The 20,631-nt window shown below is 42.5% G+C and carries 15 protein-coding genes and 1 pseudogene; all 16 read right to left on the bottom strand.

What is annotated here, in order from left to right; translation table 11 throughout:
- Positions 1-346: 346 nt before the first annotated feature.
- The 16 genes and pseudogenes from trxB to C232_RS0102225 all read right to left on the bottom strand — a co-directional run bounded on the left by trxB (position 347) and on the right by C232_RS0102225 (position 20,630).
- Positions 347-1,312: a thioredoxin-disulfide reductase gene (gene trxB / locus C232_RS0102310; protein WP_268869204.1), complete on the bottom strand. Its 966-nt coding sequence runs from the start codon at positions 1,310-1,312 to the stop codon at positions 347-349.
- Positions 1,313-1,819: 507 nt separating this feature from the next.
- Positions 1,820-3,334, bottom strand: coding sequence for a tetratricopeptide repeat protein (locus C232_RS0102305; RefSeq protein ID WP_018660851.1), 1,515 nt, complete (start codon positions 3,332-3,334; stop codon positions 1,820-1,822).
- A gap of 109 nt (positions 3,335-3,443) precedes the next feature.
- Positions 3,444-3,947 carry an acyltransferase gene (locus tag C232_RS0102300; protein ID WP_018660849.1) on the bottom strand — a complete coding sequence of 168 codons (504 nt, stop codon included), beginning with the start codon at positions 3,945-3,947 and terminating at the stop codon, positions 3,444-3,446.
- The gene (gene ppaX / locus C232_RS0102295) at positions 3,944-4,597 is read right to left on the bottom strand and encodes a pyrophosphatase PpaX (protein ID WP_018660846.1); all 654 of its coding nucleotides are present in this window, start codon (positions 4,595-4,597) and stop codon (positions 3,944-3,946) included. The genes C232_RS0102300 and ppaX overlap by 4 nt, the downstream gene beginning before the upstream one ends.
- Before the next feature lie 32 nt (positions 4,598-4,629).
- On the bottom strand, positions 4,630-5,442 hold the full coding sequence (lgt, locus tag C232_RS0102290; RefSeq protein ID WP_018660844.1) for a prolipoprotein diacylglyceryl transferase: 813 nt from the start codon (positions 5,440-5,442) through the stop codon (positions 4,630-4,632).
- 90 nt (positions 5,443-5,532) lie between these two features.
- On the bottom strand, positions 5,533-6,465 hold the full coding sequence (gene hprK, locus C232_RS0102285; RefSeq protein WP_018660841.1) for an HPr(Ser) kinase/phosphatase: 933 nt from the start codon (positions 6,463-6,465) through the stop codon (positions 5,533-5,535).
- A gap of 228 nt (positions 6,466-6,693) precedes the next feature.
- Complete coding sequence (locus C232_RS0102275; protein ID WP_026314443.1) at positions 6,694-7,050, bottom strand: phage holin family protein; 357 nt, start codon at positions 7,048-7,050, stop codon at positions 6,694-6,696.
- Between the two features lie 191 nt (positions 7,051-7,241).
- Positions 7,242-8,399, bottom strand: coding sequence for a DUF4097 family beta strand repeat-containing protein (locus C232_RS0102270; protein ID WP_018660835.1), 1,158 nt, complete (start codon positions 8,397-8,399; stop codon positions 7,242-7,244).
- A gap of 197 nt (positions 8,400-8,596) precedes the next feature.
- A complete protein-coding gene (locus C232_RS0102265; RefSeq protein WP_018660833.1) occupies positions 8,597-11,245 on the bottom strand; it encodes a CDP-glycerol glycerophosphotransferase family protein in 2,649 nt (882 codons plus the stop codon).
- Between the two features lie 213 nt (positions 11,246-11,458).
- Complete coding sequence (locus C232_RS0102255; RefSeq protein WP_018660830.1) at positions 11,459-12,262, bottom strand: ABC transporter permease; 804 nt, start codon at positions 12,260-12,262, stop codon at positions 11,459-11,461.
- A pseudogene (locus tag C232_RS0102250) lies at positions 12,259-13,458 on the bottom strand (CDP-glycerol glycerophosphotransferase family protein); the annotation flags it as partial. The pseudogene C232_RS0102250 and the gene C232_RS0102255, both read right to left, overlap by 4 nt.
- 33 nt (positions 13,459-13,491) lie before the next feature.
- Entirely contained in the window at positions 13,492-14,688 is a 1,197-nt protein-coding gene (locus C232_RS0102245; RefSeq protein ID WP_018660826.1) for a CDP-glycerol glycerophosphotransferase family protein, read from the bottom strand.
- Positions 14,681-15,079: a glycerol-3-phosphate cytidylyltransferase gene (gene tagD, locus C232_RS0102240; RefSeq protein ID WP_018660824.1), complete on the bottom strand. Its 399-nt coding sequence runs from the start codon at positions 15,077-15,079 to the stop codon at positions 14,681-14,683. The genes C232_RS0102245 and tagD overlap by 8 nt, the downstream gene beginning before the upstream one ends.
- Before the next feature lie 235 nt (positions 15,080-15,314).
- A complete protein-coding gene (gene uvrA, locus C232_RS0102235) occupies positions 15,315-18,179 on the bottom strand; it encodes an excinuclease ABC subunit UvrA (RefSeq protein ID WP_018660821.1) in 2,865 nt (954 codons plus the stop codon).
- A gap of 7 nt (positions 18,180-18,186) precedes the next feature.
- The gene (gene uvrB, locus C232_RS0102230) at positions 18,187-20,169 is read right to left on the bottom strand and encodes an excinuclease ABC subunit UvrB (protein ID WP_018660819.1); all 1,983 of its coding nucleotides are present in this window, start codon (positions 20,167-20,169) and stop codon (positions 18,187-18,189) included.
- 215 nt (positions 20,170-20,384) lie between these two features.
- Positions 20,385-20,630, bottom strand: coding sequence for a DUF2164 domain-containing protein (locus tag C232_RS0102225; protein WP_018660817.1), 246 nt, complete (start codon positions 20,628-20,630; stop codon positions 20,385-20,387).
- Position 20,631 lies beyond the last annotated feature (1 nt).

The following is a 20,631-nucleotide window of genomic DNA, read 5'->3' as shown; positions in this document are numbered from 1 at the left end:
CTGGCCCTGCATTGGAAAATAAAGTGAAACTTCCATCAGTGGGGGTTTTCCTTCATCCCCCACTGATGGTTAGTTGAACCAATCGGAACTTTACGGGCAGTTTGATCTCCCACCTGTCTTCTTCGTACCTTGAATCTTGAGGTGGAGTCTTACTGCCCGTTATGTTGGGATAAAGTGAAAACAGCGGCAGAACACATCTAAAAGCATGGCTTTTACCCCCAAAAAAAGCACAGGCATTACGCCTGTGCAGACAAAGGGCTATATAAAAAAGGGGGTTAATACTATTTTTATCATAACGGAAATTTATTTCATGAGGGTTACAAAACCGTTAAAACCGCTTGACTTTTTAAGACTTCAGTGTTTCTTTCAGTTCTTCAATGTAATGCTGGGCATTTTGGGCTGCAATACTGCCATCTCCGGTTGCCGTTACAATTTGGCGGAGCGTTTTTTCCCTGACATCACCTGCGGCAAAAATGCCGGGAATACTCGTTTCCATTTCATCATTTGTCACAATATATCCGTTCTCATTGGTAATACCCAGGTTTTGAAATGGTTTTGTTAATGGCACTAACCCGATGTAAATAAATACGCCATCCGTTTTAAACGGCATTTCTGATCCGTCGACCGTCGATACCAGCGTTACTGAACCGACTTTGCCATTTTCTTCATGAATTTCTTTTACAGTGTGGTTCCAAATGAAGTCTACTTTCTCATTGTTAAAAGCCCGGTCCTGAAGAATTTTCTGCGCACGCAATTTGTCGCGGCGATGGACGATGGTGACCTTATTGGCAAAGCGCGTTAAATAGACACCCTCTTCAACAGCGGAGTCACCGCCGCCAACAACGACAAGGTCTTTTCCTTTAAAGAAGGCACCGTCACAGACTGCACAATATGATACACCGCGGCCCCCCAGTTCGTCTTCTCCCTTAACGCCTAATTTTTTATATTCTGCGCCTGTTGCGAGAATCACGGCCAAAGCCTTGTATTCTTTTGTGCCGGCTTTGACGATTTTATAATCGCCGTCTACCGTGATTTCTTTGATATCCCCGTATGCGTATTCAGCACCGAACTTCTTCGCATGTTCAAACATTTTGTTTGATAATTCCGGGCCAAGAATGGACTCATATCCCGGATAGTTTTCAACTTCTTCTGTATTGGCCATTTGCCCGCCCGGAATACCGCGTTCGATCATTAATGTTTTTAAATTTGAACGCGATGCATAAACAGCGGCTGTCATACCGGCAGGCCCGGCACCGATAATGATGACGTCATAATTTTGTATTTCGCTCATTGATTTACACTCCTTATCCAAAAAGGCTGGAATCCTTTATCCATTTAAATCCCGTCCTAAACTCATCCTTCCACAAAGCCGCGTTTCCATACCCCGCAAGCTTTTAAAAAACCCCACTGCATCCATCTGTAGTGGGGATATAAACATAAGGGTACCAAAGGAACAAACCATTCCCTCTCTACCACCTTATACTATAAAATAAAAACCACCCCGTCCAAACATCTGCTCAAAGAAAAGCGGAAGCGCCTGTTCATCGGCGTACGGATTTCATGGACCGCGACTGAGATAAAGGAAACACGGTGAGGTACGAACCGATGTTGACTTATCGCAGGGAGGGGGCCTGGAAATCCGCTAGCCGATAGGCGCCGCAGCTGGATCAAAGAAAAGCGGAGGGCGCTTGCTCATCGGCGACAGGCAAATGCTCCGGCACCAGTGAAGTCCGCTCTTTGACTTCAATGGTGCCGGAACATTTGACCCCGAGCCGATAGCGCCCGCAGCTGGATCAAGAAAAGCGGAGGCGCCTTGCTATCATACTTGAAACAGGGTGCGGATCTGGTTGATGTATTTTCGTAAAGTGGATACGGAAGTCCGGTAAGCCGCTGCCGCTTTTTGCTGGGAAATTTTTCTCCCATTATGCTGGTGCCACAAATAATCCATGGCGGCCGCATAAGCCCACTCATTTTTAAAGCGTTCCCCCTGCTGCAAGCCTTTCAAAAAGACCGTAAACCAAGCGAGCATTAATTTGGCATGATCAGGGAGCAGCGGCTTATAATGGTCATAAAGAATACATGCAATATTGTGCCCGCGCGCAAAAACTTCATCCGGATCAACAAGGTCATTCATCTGCGAATCCAGTACATGGGCCAAATAAATTTTCTCCGTCAGCGTAAATTCATCCACACGCTTGAAATCGGGATGCGAAACAATATCCGAACGGTTGGAAGCAAGCCCGATCAAAAAAATGCCAAATAAACGTTCAGGCATCTCCTCACTGTTGATTTTTCCTAAAACAAACTGTGTATTTTTATCATTTAATTCCTTTTCCAAATCCTGGTTCCATGGCTCAAAGCCCTTCTTCTCCGGGTTCATTTCAAGCAGCTGCTGCCAAAAAGACTGTGCTGCCTGCCGGCGTCCGGTATGATAAGCAGCCAGAGACAGCCAGTAATAAAAGGACTCATCCCCTTCAAAGCCCATTTTCTTCAAACGGTTCAGCCAATGATAGGCTTCTTCATAACGGCCGGCAATCGCAAATGTTGCCCCGAGCTTATATTGATGATCAATTAAAATCGGCTGGACTTTCTCAAGCCCGTTTAATAGATGTTCCAATTTTTCGGTATCATGCTGATGGTAGTAAAATACTGCTAAATTGCACAGGGCATGGAGATTACCCGGATTTTTCTGCAGCAGCGTCCGGAGCACATCAATCGCTTTTTCCGTCTTCCCAAGATAAAAATAGGCAAGTGCAACATTATTATAACTTGACCAGAATTCAGGATATTTATCAATCAGCTCATTCAACTGCTTCAGGGCCATTTCAAAATTTCCCGTTTCAAGCAGATGCCTTGCTTCGTCCTGCTTGATCATCAATTCATCCTGCTCGAAGGACGAATACTCGAAATCTTCTTCCTCCAAGTCGATCATATATAATAATTCTTCTGCTTCTTCACTGTATTCGCCATCCGGATCTTTTTCAAGATACTGGCTGGCATGGTAAAAAGCCTCATTAAAGAATCCGAGTTCTGCATAATTGTTCGCCATAAAATAATGGCATTCCACCATGCTCGGGTCCAATTGATTTAATATATGCTGAAAAAGCTCAATCGCTTGCTGAAACTCTTCACAATGGGTATAGATGATGGCGAGCTGGCACGTAATAACCGGATCATACGGTTCCAGCTGGACAGCACGCTGCAAATATTTTTTTGCTTTTTTCATATCGTGGCGGTCATACGCCTGTATCCCTTTATTAAAATAGTATTCTCCCGTCGGTATAAAAGAAAGTACGTTTCCTTGTTCCTGCCTTAGTTTTGAGTCTCTGCTCATGTTCGTCCCCCGCAAACCATTAAACATTTGTTGCTTGTAGTATATCATACATTCAGGCTTCTTTTAACCTTTTGCCTTCAAGCAAATCCTGCCTTCACGCTTGTTTTACTCATCCATCATCCCGTGTTTCCCCCGGTGTGCGGATCACCTTGATCGGGTTCCCGCCAACAAAAGCACCGGCCGAAACATCTTTATGGACGACAGAACCGGCAGCGACAACCGCCCTGTCCCCGATTTTAATGCCGGGAAGAATGGTTGAGTTGGCGCCGATCATCACTTCATTCCCAATGACGACTTTTCCGATCCGGTACTCGTCAATTAAGTACTCATGGGCGAGAATTGTCGTATTATAGCCGATGATAGCGTTTCGGCCAACTGTAATGTTTTCCGGGAACATGATATCCACCATTACCTTAAATGCAAAAGCAGTCCGGCCGCCAACTTCCATGTGTAAAAATGTACGGTACAGCCAGTTTTTTAAGCGTGAAAACGGCGTGTAACGGGCGATTTCAATAATGATCACATTCTTCAGCACTTTAAGAAACGGGACGGTTCTGTATATCTGCCACAGCGAGTTCGCCCCTGAAACCGGATACCGCTGTGTCCTTCTCATTTGGCCGGGACCCCGACAATTTTGGCAAGGTCAGACATATGGTTCAGGATAAAATCCGGTTTGTATTTTTCCAGGAAAGCGCGCCCCTTTGCGGACCAGGCAACCCCGGCTGAATAGGTGCCGGCATTTTTTCCGGCTTCAATGTCTTGATAATTATCGCCAATCATGATCGCCTCCGCTGGTTCTGATCCGAGTATACGGAGCGCCTTGTTCACCGGTTCCGGATCCGGCTTTGCATGCTTCACATCATTAAGGGAAATCACCACATCAAAAAACGGGTCAAGATGGGTAAGCTTCAGCCCTTTTATCACCGTATCTTTCATCTTTGTCGACACGATACCAAGTTTAAAATGGTTTTCCTTTAAGGTTTTAATGGTATCGTAAACGCCTGGAAATTCCTTCACTAGTGCATCATGCTGTGCGATATTATAGGCGCGGTACTTGGCAACCATTTCCTGCGCCCGTTTCGGATCAATTGCAGAAAAACTGTCGATTAAAGGCGGGCCGTTGAATTTCAGCACATCTTCCCGGCTGTAATGGCCCGGGTAGTACGCCTCCAATGTATGTAAAAAAGATTGGGCAATCAATTCGTTTGTGTCGATTAACGTGCCATCCAAGTCAAATAAAAGCGTCGTGATCTTATTGCTCAATTCCCTAACCCTCTTTCACATTTAAAAACTGATTATTTCTCATCATACAGCTTCGATGAGAGACCGGATTTTCTCCGGTAAATCCACAGAGCTACAGAAGCCGCGACCAGAACAGCCGAAACCACCTGGGCGATCCGGATATCGGTGCTGAGCATTAAACTGTCCGTCCGCAACCCTTCAATAAAGAAACGGCCGATGGAGTACCAGATTAAATAACTTAAAAAGATTTCGCCCCGATGCAATATTGCCTTCCGCAGCAGCAGCAGTACGATAAAGCCGAGCAAATCCCACAGCGATTCATATAAAAAAGTCGGCTGGTAATACGTGCCGTTTATGTACATTTGGTTCACGATAAAGTCCGGCAAATGCAGATTTTCTAAAAATTCCCTGCTGACCTCGCCGCCATGGGCTTCCTGGTTCATAAAGTTCCCCCAGCGCCCAATTGCCTGGCCTAAAATTAAGCTGGGTGCAATGATATCGGCAATTTTCCAAAAGGAGACGCCTCTTGCCCGGGTAAAAATAATCGCTGTCAAAACAGCCCCGATTAAGGCTCCGTGGATGGCGATCCCGCCGTGCCAGATTTTAATGATTTCATTTGTATGCTGTGAATAATAATCCCATTCAAAAATAACATAGTAAATACGCGCACAGATAATTGAAATTGGAATGGCCCAAATCAATAAATCCGCAATGATGTTTTGATCAACCGAAAGCCTGGATGCTTCCCGCATAGCCAGATACAGCCCTAAAAGGATGCCGCAGCCGATAATAATTCCGTACCAGTGCACCTCGAGACCGCCTAAATGGAAGGCAATCGGATTAATCGGGGTAATCGCTGAATCCATTCTCATATCATCTCCTATTCAATTTTTAAAACGAGAATTGCCATCAGAAAAAATTGTCCTTTCACTGATGGCCGGTACAATTTTCCTTACTTAATCCTGGCGTTCGTGCTCTTCAATGACATCGGCCAGCTTGTTTGTAAATTGCTGGGCTGCGTTTACGCCCATATTCTTTAACCGGTAATTCATCGCCGCCACCTCGATAATGATGGCAAGATTTCGCCCGGGCCGCACCGGCACGGTCATTTTTGTAATTTCTGTATCAATAATTTTTACTTTTTCCTCATCCAGCCCAAGCCGGTCATACTGCTTATGCTGGTCCCATAGTTCAAGATTGGCGATCATCGTAATCCTTTTATGGCTTCTGACCGCACCGGCGCCAAACAAGGTCATCACATTGATAATGCCTACCCCGCGGATCTCCAATAAGTGTTCGATCAAATCAGGCGCGTTCCCGATCAAAGAGCCTTCTTCTTCCTGGACAATTTCCACACAGTCATCCGCAACAAGCCTATGCCCTCTTTTTACAAGTTCAAGGGCGGTTTCACTTTTCCCAACGCCGCTTTTTCCCGTGATCAGGACGCCAACCCCGTATACATCGACCAGCACGCCATGAATTGCCGTTGTCGGTGCAAGCTTGTACTCCAAAAAATTGGTCAGCCGGCTTGAAAACCGCGTCGTTTTCATCGGAGTTCTCATGACAGGGATGGACCGCTCCTCTGAAGCCTCAATCAATTCATCGGGCACATCCAAATTTCTTGAAATAATGATCCCCGGTGTAATATCGCTGCATAAATTTTCCATCCTGCTTTTTCGTTCTTCCGGTGTTAACCTTTTACTGAAAGTAATCTCCGTCATTCCCAATAACTGAATACGGTCGGCAGGATAATAATCGAAAAATCCCGTCATTTCCAATCCCGGCCGTGAAATATCACTCGTGGTAATCGGGCGGTGGATGCCTTCTTCCCCGCTGATCAGCTCAAGATTAAATTTTTTTATAATATCTGCTACACGCACCTTTGCCACTTTTATTCCTCCTGTATCCAAGATCCGATGATGAGTAAAAACGGACCGGAAATGTTAATACTTGTTGAATCAAAGGCTTCTTATTATTTTATCATTTCTATAGCGGGCTAGACTAGTCCTTTCAATGAAATGGCACGCCTTTCCCAAATTTCCAATTCGCTTCTCCCGTTTTCTAACCGAAAAAAAAACAGTGGAAGCCCACTGCTATGTGTAAAGATGCGCGTTTTTTTATTCATGTGTCCTGCTCCGGAAGACGGTTTCCTGCAAAATCAAATTAACCACTGCCATAATCACTGCAGCCAGAAAAGCCAAACCAAAACTGTCAATATCAAAGCTCGGCCCCATCAGCTCATCCGTCATTGCGAGCGTGATGGCGTTAATGACCAGTAAAAAAACACCGAGGCTGATCAAAGTAATCGGCAGTGTCAACAGAATTAAAATCGGCCGCACCAGAATATTCAAGATCGATAAAACCAGGCTCGCCAGCACCGACGACCCGATACTTGCCACATAAAAACCTTCAAAATACCCTGAAAGCGCAATAAACAAAACGGCATTGATCAAAATTCCAAATATCCAGCGCATCAGCATCAAACCTTTTCTCTTATCAAAATATTGTCTGCTTTATCCCGCCGTTAACGGGCAGTAAGAATTTTAGCCTTTTTTCGGATTTCCATCAGTGAAACCCACACGGCTGCAAGTTTCACCTACCTACAGTATACACCGGCTCCCGAAAAAAATCCTGTCTTGAAAATCCCGGGCTCTGGCAGAATAAATTATTTTTCTTCATTTTCCGTTTGTTCGGTGCTTTCTTCTGTATTTCTAATATCCGGATGCTGCGCTTCACTGGTTTTTTCTTTGATGAAGATAGAACCCGTTTTCGCATCCGCAAAAATATAAAGATTACCGGCAGCTTCACCTTTTCTGCTGAACCGCACCAGCTTTTGGATCAATTCTTTCCTTTCGTCATATTGATCGACTCCGTCCAATTCGAGCGCAAAACTGCCAAAGTTCGTTTTTCCTTCCCCCTGCACCGTCATATGTTCCGGTACCGTAATGTCTATATTGCCGGATACCGTTTTCGTATGCAGCGTATCTGCTTCAGCGGTTAAGCCAACCTGGATGTTGCCATTAAAAGACTCCAAGTCCGCTTTATGAAAAGTCCCGTTCGAGCGGATATCGCCATTCATTGTTTGGGCATCCACCTGGCCGAACACATTCGCATCAAATTCAATCGAACCGTTTCCTGTTTCCACATCTACTTTCTCCATCTCACCCTGTTCAATAAGTACTTTCCCGTGCAGCGTTTTAATATTCATTTTTTCTGCCTTGATTTCTTTACTGTTGACATTCCCGCTGAACGTCCGCAAATTGATTTTCCGGTATTGCGCGGGTGGCAAATAAATATCTGCATCCACTTTCATCCACTTCGACTGCGTCGTAAAGGACAACCGCCCGTCTTCAACAGAAAAAGAGCTGTTATTTAATAAAAAACTGCGCGCTTCATCACGGTCATTGGTACGGAATACTTTTGCCCGGCACTCCACGCGGATATCTTCCTGGTCCCATTGCCGGACCGCAACATGGCCGTTTGCAATGTCAATCTCCACATCATCAACTGCCTCCTTATGCTGCTGAAAGACATGGGGAACCTCAACAGACTGGGAAATCTGAAAGTCGAAGTCCTTCACTTTTTTCAATGCCCCGCCTACAAGGTCAAATAATTTTTCTTTTGCTTCATTGAAATTTTGTGTCTGATCCCTTTCCTTTTTTCCGCTGCCCGCTTCCGGTCCATTTTGTGCATAAGTTTCACTTTGGCCGGTATTCCCTTTTTTCGTTTCTTTATCTAATGCCTCTAAAAGCGTCAGTGCTTCATCCGTCGACAATGTACCTTTTTTTACTAAATCCAAAATGCGCTTCCGTTTGTCTTCCACGGTGTAAGCCTCCTTTTCAGTTGTGATAAGTATGAATACGTTTGGGGCGCGAGGATGGTTTCACATTTTAAAATTCTTGAAGGTATGATTATTTTTCCTAAAAAAATATATTCCATATTAAATGATACGTTGACTAAAGTGTATTGAAGAGGGAAGAGAATTGGCAATCCCCTTATAGAACTACCAATTCTTTATTGCTAATCTAAGAATAAGTTTTCAAAGCTAACAAGTGATTTTTCCTTTAAGTAGGTAAAATCAAAGGGTTTAAATTGGAATGATTTATCTAATATTTGCTTCATTCCATTAAATATACCTTGTTCTGAGTTTTCCACAATAATCACTTCATCATTTTTCAAATGTTGAATAGTTTGTGGTAAATCAACTGTTACTGCTTTTGTTCCAACGGCTAAAGCCTCGTATAAAACGAGTCCCAACCCCTCATAGTATGATGAAAGAACAAAAGCATTACATAACTTTAATAAACTATATGGATTGTCCATTCGTCCCAGTAAAATAATTCCATTTTTTGCACTACTATTCCTAACCCAGGATATTGTATCTTTTTTCAGTGGGCCATGGGGCGCTACGATTACAAGACGCGTATTTTCATTTATATCATAAATCCTTTCAAATGCACGAATTAGGCGTTCATGACCTTTCTGATAATCATACCGACCAATATTTATAAAAACTGTTATTTCAGGATCAAACAAATCATTTATTAGTCGGGATTTAGTCATTCCAAGAGCTTTTTTAATCATTAACTCTTCTCCAAGAGAAAGTTTTTTTATCGTATCTTGGAGAAGATTTTGTTTTGAAACATCTACTTCCTTCAGTAAATCACATAAATTACTATCAGAAGATAGATGATAATATTCGGAGTAAATTGGATCTGATTCAAAAAATAATTCTTTATTTTTTATTAAATATGGAATCGGAAGTGTGCCTAGATCACGCGGATTTGATGCATAATCAACTGCTGTTCTTTTTAAAGTATAAAAAACGTTTTCTCTTGCCTCCTCTTGAATTCTTTCTTCTCCTAAAAAGTTATCAATGGTGCATAATTTTTCTTTTGTAAAAGGCAGATTCTTAACCATTTTTTCATATAGCTGATCACTCACGAGTACAATTTTCGATGCATATTTATATGCCGAGTAAAATACAACCTTTTTGCTAAAATTCTTTTTAACCTCATATTCCTTAAACATATCCGTATGAACCCAAATAATTGTTTTGGCCTTGATATGTTTAATCATTTCCGCATATTTTCTTTCAAAACCGGTGTAATGAATAAATGCATCAATTTTTATATCACCAAAGATACGTTTAAACTCATTTTTCATTAATCGTTCAACTACACCGCTAATAAATAATCCTTTAAATTTTTCATATCTCATATAGGCAGAAAGTATGACTCTGTCCAGCAGCGTGCCATTAATTGTTCCGGGAACTGGAAAGAATAATACGTTTTCGGGTAAATTTTTCACTCTAAAATAATGCTTTGGTTTTAATTTTGATTTACCAAAGAAGATAAGGTAATTTCTTTTATTTGTATCAATATTATTTAGCGTATTAATAAGGGCAGTTGTAATTCCATTATCCCAAAAACCGCCACTTAACATAGCTACTGTTTCTTTTCCGTTGAAAATTGAAACTTCAGTTATGGTTGGTGCTAAACTATGCTTGAATATATATCTGCATATGTCTTTGGTTCCCTCAATATTATCCACAGGACAAAATCTACGTTGCATATCCTGATATGAGACATGATCATTTTCTTTTTTGAATTCCTTAATTAAATCTTCTACATCATTTACTTGCACAAAAGGATAATCATCTATATTCTCGTAAACCCCTCTTGTGTTAAAGTATTCATCTTTATCATATGTATAAAGAATGATTTTCCTATTTGTATTTAAAAAATCATACATTATCGATGAATAATCTGTTATTAATATATCAACAGCTGTTAGGAATTCATATAACTCAAAGGATGGAGGCATTAGAAAAATATTATCAAACTCCCCCAGGTCAATTTCAGCTTGAAAAGGGTGTAATTTAACATAAAAAATTTCATTTTCTGACAGGCTATTTGATATTTGGCGAAGATCTTCAAATAATTTTTTATTGTCTTTTGATACTTTACCTACTGTTCCCCTCCATGTTGGCATATAAAAAATGACTTTCTTGTCTGCAATTCCTAATGCTGATCTTATTTTTGTACGGCTAGTATGATTAAATAGCGCTGAATTCCTTGGTGACGGACCAATAACCATTTTTCCTTGGTAGACACCATTTAAATTGTGAGATTCTGCAAGAATTTCTTGTGTATACTTATTGCTAGATATGATTGTATCTGCCATATAAAAATTACGTTGAACATTCCCCATATCGGTTAAAACATCCATATCTTTTCCTAAATGTTTTAATGGAGTACCATGCCATATGTTAATATATTTCTGTCCTTCTTTTTTGGTAAAAAAAGGATAAAATGTTGTATCGTTTAATAAATATTCTGCTGAGCATAACACTTGGCAATATTCATCCGAAAGGTAAGAAATGACTTTTACATTATTAATTCCTCTGTGTGAAAGAAAGTCGGCTTGATTATCCACATTTTTTACTGCAACATAAAGTTTTAAATGATTATAGTTGTTTGCCAATTCCTCTAAAATATAATAAAGATGACCAGATAGTTGATTACCGTGAGAAGATTCAATCAAAACAACATTAGATTTAATTTTTTCTTTTCGGAAGAACTTAGGATAGGAATACAGATAGTTCTGTTTTGTTTTTATTTTTTTTACACGTCTTATTCGTGTTGTTAATTTTGAAAAGATGCTCACGTTTCATAATCCCTTCCTTTGCTATATACTCTATTGTTTAAAATATTGGCCTAACTTAGTCACATAATCGAATTTTAAGACCTTATTTTTTAAACTTGCAGCTATCTTTCCCAAACCAGCAGCCTGAAAGACCGCCTCTTTTATTTTTCTCACTTTAGCGCCTCTATATCGCATGAATATTATTGTATAGAAACATAACAAATCTATACCTGCTTATAGAAAGTCAACAAAACTATTTCTGAACTTATTATGAAGGACGGATCCGATTATAAATACAATCATGGTCGCTCCCCAAAAATATACGGAGTAATGCCAATGTTCAATAAGATACCAGCCGGTGTTCCCAAGAAGTGCAGAACGGTAGCCTTCAACGATATAATAATATGGATTCATTTTTAATAGGGTTGCAATCGTTCCTTTTAAAGTAGATGGATTCCATAATACAGGCAAGATATAAATCATCATCCTCATGATAGCCTGCATAATATTTTGTACATCCCTAACGATTGTTGCCAAAGTAGAAGTAACCAGTGATAAAGAAAATGTAAAAATAAATGCACAAACCATATAGTATGGGAGTTCTAAATAATAAACAGAAACCGGATATCCTTGAAACTGTAATATAATCACAACAATAGCCAGTAGCAGCATATGTTGGTAAAACTTAGACATAATGACATAACTGGGAATTGCACTCATAGGAAAATTCATTTTTGCAACCATTCGAATCCGGGAATAAATCGATCTCGATCCTTGTAAAACAGCCGGGTTAATAAAAAACCATATCGTAGACCCGGCAAACAACCAAGGAACATATTCGGGACGAGGATTCCCTCCCCTTAAACCAAACCCGAAAACAAACCAGTAAATGGCGAGCTGGATCATTGGGTTAATCACTTCCCAAAGGATCCCCAAATAGTTATTCCGGTTTTCGCTTCTGACCTCATAGAGAGAGAGGCGCATAATTAAATAAAAGCTCTTTACTTGTTCTTTTATAATCGTAATGGCCGATTTCATAGCTCTTTCCTTTCTAGAAACACACGCTCAACAACGCGCTGGGATGATTTTCCACATTCCAAATAACAGAACTTCACAAAAAATGTATCAAATGAATACGGCAATTGATAACCATCTGTGACGATTTTCTTAACTTCCTCAATTACTTGTGCAGTGGTTGTTACAAGCGGGCCCGGAGCCTCTTCTTCAAAGTTAAAGTAAAAACCGCGCAAATGATTCCGGTATTCTTCTATATCATATACAAAAAAGATCATAGGCCGTTTTAAAATGGCATAATCAAAAAAAACAGATGAATAGTCCGTTATTAAAAGGTCTGATAATAAGTATAGCTCTGAGATATCCTCATGGTTTGAAAAATTAAATACAAATCCCCGATAAGGTGAAACATCAAAATTTTCTGCTACTAAGTAGTGCATCCGCAAAATGACAATACAGTTTTCTTGAAGCTGCTGCTGCATCATCGCCAAATCTAAATTCAAATCAAATCGATATTTACCTTTTTGATAAAATTGGTTATCCCGCCATGTCGGGGCATACAGAATGACTTTCTTATCAAGCGGCAGCCCGTATTTTCTTTTTAATGCATTGACATACTCAGGATTATTGTTTTTCACAAGCACATCGTTACGGGGATAACCAGTCTCCAGCATCGTTTTCTTAAATTGAAATGCACTGCGGAAAATTTCTGTGGAATATGCATTGGGTGAAACTAAATAATCCCAATTGCTTGCTTCCTGGATAAATTCCCTTTTATATTTTTCTGCTGTGGTGCCTGGGATGTGAACCTCGTTCATATCATTTGCAAGCTTTTTCAATGGCGTACCATGCCAAGTCTGCAGATAGATGGTATGTTTTGGTTTCGGTATCCAGAGGGGCATTCTGCTGTTGGTTACCCAATATTGGGCTCTCCCCATGAGATAGATCCATCTTGGAGACAGCCTTTTTATATAGCGGACATTCTTATTTTTAAAGTTATGTAGGAATTTTCTGTGCGCACTCCAATAACATACAAAGCCGGGATTGTGTTCAAATAGATACTCATAGATGGCTCTTGGATTATCACTGTACTGTTTGCCCTGAAAGCTTTCAAAAACAACCAGATTTTTCTTTGCCGGCAATTTTCCAATGAGGATTAAAGCCAAAAAGTAGATCGGCTCAATACATTTTATTTTGATGAACGATATCAATCTCTTTTTCATAAATCCTACATCCTCGCATAAGTGTAACAATTAATCTCCACGATCATAATGGACTTTGTTCTCTTCGTGATGATAAAGATACTGCACCAAATTCCTGCTGGAATGCCCTGTAGAATAGGTATTCCACAACTTTGAGAACGCCTCTATCCGCCTGTAATCGAATGAACCGCTTTTTATTAATTTGATAATTTCCCCGGTCTGGTAAGCAACAGGTCCGGGCACGAGCTGATCATAAGATTCCCAAAAGCCGCGTGTCTCTTGGTAGGCCTCCAGATCATACGGGTAAAAAATCATCGGACGGTTTAGAATTGAGAATTCAAATGGAATCGAAGAATAATCTGTAATTAAAACATCCGTAATCAACAAGAGTTCATTGACGTCATCATAATCAGTACAATCTATCACAAAACCGGGATACCGCGACAAGTCTGCATTTTTTTTAACAGCAGGATGGAGTTTCACGATCAAAGCATATGTATCCTTGAACGCTTTATGCATCTGACTTAGATCCAGCTTCAAGTCAAACTTGTCCAATTGGCCATCCCGAAACGTTGGCGCATAAAGAATGACTTTTTTATTTTTAAGGGCGGGATACCGGCGGTAAATATGTTTAACAACCGCTTCTTTTCTTTCTTTCTCAAAAAAAAGATCGGTCCGCGGAATCCCCGTTAAAAGAAACTTTTCAGAAGAAAGCCCAAAGGCCTCCATGAAAATATGCTTCATTTTTTCAGAACCGATGACAACATGGTCAAATTGTGCATATACTTTCTTAAATCTGTGAAGTGCACCTTTACTGCGCATATGGATGCTTTTATCGCTAAGGCCGAATGTTTTAATGGCCCCGGCTGCATGCCATAATTGAATACATTCCACACCTTTTTTAAAAGAAACTGTGGACAAAAAGCCGTAATAATTGTCCACGATCACATATTGAGAAGTGGCAATATGGTAAATGCTGCTGATAAAATGCCACGGTTTTTTCAGGTCAAATAGAAATACTTTCTTTTGCTTAACTTCTTTTGCCACCTGCTGATAGCAGGAAGGAGTGCAAACGAAAGTAACTTGAAAAGGTTTAGATTGCTTCTTCAGTTCGTTGTATACAAATAGGCTGTTTTGCTTAAACGAAACCACAAACGTGATTTTTCTTTTTACAGGAAAAATACTGCAAAAAGCAAAAATGACATGAAAAAGCAGCAAATATACGAAAATAAAAAATTCCCTAGCCATTTTTTACGGAAAATAAATCCTTTTTAATTTTTGATGTGGAAATGCCGACCGTCCGCGGCAAATAGACAACTTCACAATAGTCTTTTAAAAAGTCAAATTTGCCTTTCCAGTCGTCACCCATGACAAAAATATCGACATTATGTTTTTTTATGTCATCAATTTTTTGTTCCCAATTATTTTCGGGAATGACTTCATCAACGTAACGGATCGCTTCCAAGATTAATTTCCGGTTTTCGTAACTGTGGTATGATTTCTTATTTTTAATTTGGTTAAATTCATCCGACGACAGGCCGACGATTAGGTAATCACCCAATTCTTTTGCCCGTTTTAATAAGTTGATATGTCCCCAATGGAGAAGGTCAAATGTTCCGTATGTGATTACTTTTTTCATACAGTTCTCTCCCTGCTAACAATAGTCATCATGATCGGTACCATTCTTTCTAAAAGGGATGCCTCTTTATTTTTCCCAATCTTAGTTCATTATATGTCTATTCAAGATAGAATTCAATGAGGAAATATCTTTTCAAAATCTGTATGCCTGCTTCTTTCTATTGTTATGCCAAGTAATAGAAATAGGGCCCCTGATCATGCTGCCTGCGGGGGTCCTATTTTTATTGTTGTAAGCTTTAATGAACCATTTTTTTGATTTCTTTTTCCATTCTTGACCGGTCCCGTTCCAATATTGATTTCAAATATTTACCAGTATAAGAATCCGGGTTTTTGGCAACTTTTTCCGGTGTGCCCGTTGCTACAATCGTTCCGCCCTTGTCCCCGCCTTCAGGACCCAGGTCAACCAGGTAGTCGGCTGTTTTGATCACATCCAGGTTATGTTCAATTACCAGTACCGTATCGCCGTTGTCAACAAGCCTTTGCAGCACATCGAGGAGCTTTGCGATGTCATGGACATGCAGACCTGTTGTCGGTTCATCAAGAATATAAAAGGAACGGCCGTTTGAACGCTTGTGCAGTTCTGAGGCGAGTTTAACGCGCTGGGCTTCGCCGCCCGATAAGGTGGTGGCAGGCTGCCCCAGTTTGATATAGCCGAGGCCGACATCTGCGATCGTTTGCAGTTTCCTTTTGATTTTCGGGATATTTTCAAAAAAGACAATCGCATCTTCAACAGTCATATCAAGGACATCAGCGATATTTTTGCCCTTGTAGGTGACTTCCAATGTTTCACGGTTATACCGCTTCCCGTGGCATACCTCACATGGTACGTACACATCCGGCAAAAAGTGCATCTCAATTTTAAGGATGCCGTCACCGTGGCAGGCTTCACAGCGGCCGCCTTTGACATTGAAGCTGAAGCGGCCTTTTTTGTAGCCGCGGATTTTTGCTTCGTTGGTTGACGCAAATACATCACGGATATCATCAAACACGCTGGTGTAGGTAGCAGGGTTGGAGCGCGGCGTCCTGCCGATCGGCGATTGGTCGATATCAATGACTTTATCCAAATGTTCGATGCCTTTGATGGTTCTATAAGCGCCCGGTTTTGCCTTCGAGCGGTAAAGTTTCTGTGCCAGCGCTTTTTGAAGGATTTCATTCACCAAAGTACTTTTCCCCGATCCGGACACGCCGGTAACCGCAATAAAAGTGCCGAGCGGAAATTTTACATTGATGTTCTTTAAATTATTTTCTTTTGCGCCTTTGACTTCAATATAACGGCCATCCCCTTTACGGCGTTCAGCAGGGAGATGGATGAATTTTTTTCCGGATAAATACTGGCCCGTGAGCGAATCCGGATCGCGCATGACTTCTTGCGGCGTCCCGGCTGCGACAACCCGGCCGCCATGGACACCGGCACCCGGCCCGATATCGAGGAGATAATCCGCAGCCAGCATCGTATCTTCATCATGCTCAACGACAATCAGGGTATTGCCAATGCTTGTCATCTCTTTGAGCGTTGCAATCAGGCGGTCATTATCGCGCTGGTGCAGGCCGATCGAGGGTTCATCAAGAATGTACAAAACCCCTGTCAACTGCGAACCGATTTGCGTAGCCAGCCGGATGCGCTGCGCTTCACCGCCGGATAATGTCCCGGCTGAGCGGCTGAGCGTTAAATAATCGAGCCCGACATTCATCAAAAATCCAAGCCGTGATTCAATTTCACGCAGGATCAATTTGGCGATGGCCTGCTCTTTTTCCGTCAAATCCAGGTGGGCAAAGAATTCGCGGGCTTCCCCGATTGAGTAGCGGGTCACTTCGCTAATATGTTTGTGGTTGATTTTTACAGCCAGGCTTTCCGGTTTCAGCCGGTAGCCTTTGCATTTCGGGCACGGCTGCTGCGCCATATACTTTTCCATTTGCTCACGCGTAAAGTCCGAGCTTGTTTCACGGTAGCGCCGTTCAATATTGCGGATAACCCCTTCAAATTCAATCATATGGTCGCGGACCTGGCCAAAATCATTTTCATAATGGAAGAAAATCCGTTCCGAACCCGACCCGTACAAAATAATATCCAGCTGTTCCTTTGGCAGATCTTTCACCGGCGTATCCATGTCAATACCGTAATGGCTGCACACTGATTTCAGCAGCTGCGGATAATACTGCGAGCTGATCGGTTCCCACGGGGCAATCGCATTTTCGTTTAAAGTCAGGGACCAGTCCGGAATGACAAGGTCAAGGTCCACTTCCAATTTAGAACCAAGGCCGTCACATTCCGGACAGGCGCCAAACGGGCTGTTAAAGGAAAACATGCGCGGCTCAAGCTTATCAATGGAAAAACCGCATAACGGGCAGGCTAAATGTTCACTGAAAAGCAGCTCTTCCTCGCCGATCACATCAATGATGACACGGCCGTCAGCAAGGCGCAGCGCCGTTTCAAGCGAATCTGCGAGCCTCGTATTAATGCCTTCTTTTACGACGATCCGGTCAACGACAATGTCGATCGAATGTTTTTTATTTTTATCGAGTTTAATGTCCTCACCCAGGTCGCGCATTTCATTATCAATGCGGACGCGGACAAAACCTTGCTTTTTAATATCGTCCAGCACTTTTACGTGGGCGCCTTTTTTTCCGGACACAATCGGGGCAAGCACCTGCAGCCGTGTCCGTTCCGGGTATTCCATAATCCGGTCGACCATCTGTTCAACCGTTTGTGAAGTAATTTCAATGCCGTGGTTCGGGCAAATCGGCCTGCCGACACGTGCATACAGCAAACGCAAATAGTCGTAAATTTCAGTGACCGTGCCAACCGTAGAGCGCGGATTGCGGCTCGTTGTCTTCTGGTCGATGGAAATCGCCGGCGACAGCCCTTCAATCGCATCCACATCCGGTTTATCCATCTGCCCCAAAAATTGGCGCGCATAAGCGGACAGCGACTCCACATAACGCCTTTGCCCTTCTGCATAGATTGTGTCAAATGCTAAAGAAGATTTTCCGGAACCGGATAAACCCGTCAGTACGACAAGCTGGTCCCGCGGCAGTGTGACATCTATATTCTTTAAATTATGGACACGTGCCCCTTTTATTTCTATTTTATCCAGTACCATTTTTGGGTCATCCTTCCGCTTTCAATTTTAAAAGGGCATCACGAAGCTTGGCTGCGTGCTCGAAATCCAGGGCTTTTGCGGCCTCTTTCATTTTTTCCTCCAGCTCCGCGATCATAAGCGCGCGTTCTTCTTTCGTCATCGGCTTCTGCTTCTCTTCCGCCTCATAAGCAGCCGGTTCTTCAGCTGCATAAGTGGCATGGATCGTATCGCGGATATCTTTTTGAATCGTTTTCGGTGTGATGCCGTGCGCTTTATTGTAAGCCTCCTGTACGGCCCTGCGCCTTTTGGTTTCGCTGATCGCTTTTTCCATGGAATCGGTGATTTTATCTGCATACATGATAACCGCGCCGTTTTCATTGCGGGCAGCCCTTCCGATCGTCTGGATCAGCGAGCGTTCCGACCGCAGGAACCCTTCTTTATCGGCGTCAAGAATCGCAACAAGCGAAACTTCCGGAATATCGAGCCCTTCCCTGAGCAGGTTGATGCCAACAAGACAATCGTATTTGCCAAGGCGCAGATCGCGGATAATCTCGATCCGTTCCAATGTCTTGACTTCGGAATGGAGATACTGCACTTTGATACCGACTTCCTTTAAATAATCTGTTAAGTCCTCTGACATTTTCTTTGTCAGGGTCGTCACCAGTACCCGTTCATGCCTGGCAATTCTTTCATTGATTTCACCAAGCAGGTCATCAATTTGGCCTTCGATCGGGCGCACCTCAATTTTCGGATCCAGGAGGCCGGTCGGGCGAATAATTTGCTCTACCATTTCCGGTGTATGCTCAAGCTCATACGGGCCCGGTGTTGCCGATACACAAATCATTTGCGAAATATGCTGTTCAAACTCCTCAAAACGGAGCGGACGGTTATCAAGCGCAGACGGCAACCTGAAACCATGGTCGACGAGCACCTGTTTCCGCGCCTGGTCCCCATTAAACATGCCCCTGATTTGTGGGAGTGTCACATGGGACTCATCGATGACGATCAAAAAGTCTTTAGGAAAGTAGTCGAGCAGGGTGTAAGGCGTTGCACCGGGCGGGCGCAGCGTCAAATGGCGCGAATAATTTTCAATCCCGGAGCAAAAGCCCATTTCGCGCATCATTTCAAGATCGTAATTGGTACGCTGTTCTAATCTTTGTGCCTCGAGAAGCTTGCCATTATCGCGCAGTACTTTTAAACGTTCTTCCAGTTCCGCTTCAATATTGCGGATTGCAATCTGCAGTTTCTCATCCCGGGTGACGAAGTGGGAGGCCGGGAAAATCGCGACATGGTCACGGTCGCCAATAATTTCGCCGGTGAGGGCATCAACTTCGCGGATCCGGTCAATTTCATCTCCGAAAAACTCAACGCGGATACAATGTTCGTCCCTCGATGCCGGGAAGATTTCAACAACATCGCCGCGCACCCTGAAAGTTCCGCGCTGAAAATCAATATCGTTGCGCGCATATTGAATATCGACGAGTTTTCTCAATAACTGGTTGCGGTCAATTTCCATGCCGGTTCTAAGCGATACAACCAGGGAGCGGTACTCTTCCGGTGAACCCAGGCCGTAAATACAGGATACACTGGCAATAATAATGACATCATTGCGTTCGAATAAGCTCGATGTCGCTGAGTGCCGCAGTTTATCAATCTCATCATTGATGCTGGCATCTTTTTCAATATACGTGTCGGTTTGCGGCACATACGCTTCCGGCTGATAGTAATCGTAGTAGCTGACAAAGTACTCGACCGCATTATTCGGGAAAAACTCTTTAAATTCGCTGTAAAGCTGGCCTGCCAATGTTTTATTATGGGCAATGACCAGCGTCGGTTTGTTGACTGCTTTGATGACATTGGAAATGGTAAACGTCTTTCCCGTACCCGTTGCCCCGAGCAGGGTTTGAATTTTCTTACCCGCGCGGATGCCGCCAACAAGTTCACGGATCGCTTCCGGCTGATCACCCTGTGGCTGGTACTTTGAAACAAGCTCAAATGCATGTTCTTCCATTCATGATCCTCCTATTGGATTGAAGCGGCTGATCTATATACAAACATATGGATTGTACATTCCGTTCTTCGTTCCTTATATTCTAACATAATTCATATCCGATCTCCAACAAAAAGCGAACAGGTTTTCCCCTTCTTTCCGTGCGGCCGGGTGCACACGAAAGAACGGTAAGGCAACCCTACCGCTATCAGCATCAACGTCCTATATGATTCCCATTATTTTACCGGTACTTCAAGGGCATACCACTCTTCTTCCAGACGCGCGTTCTGCACTTCCCAGGCTTTTTTTGCAGCTGTAATGCCCGCGTTATAATAATAGGAGGCAAGCTTCTCTTCAAAAAAGTCAAAATATGCCTGTGAAGCGATCACGCCAATTTCTTCCCCTGTCTGTTCCCATACAAATTGCTGAATATCTGCCAGAATCCGCTGCTTTTTAGCAGGATCCGGTTTTGAAATGAGCATA

Origin of the sequence: Heyndrickxia acidiproducens DSM 23148 (assembly GCF_000374345.1) — a bacterium.
GTDB lineage: Bacteria > Bacillota > Bacilli > Bacillales > Bacillaceae_C > Weizmannia > Weizmannia acidiproducens.
This window is presented reverse-complemented; position numbering and strand designations above follow the sequence as displayed.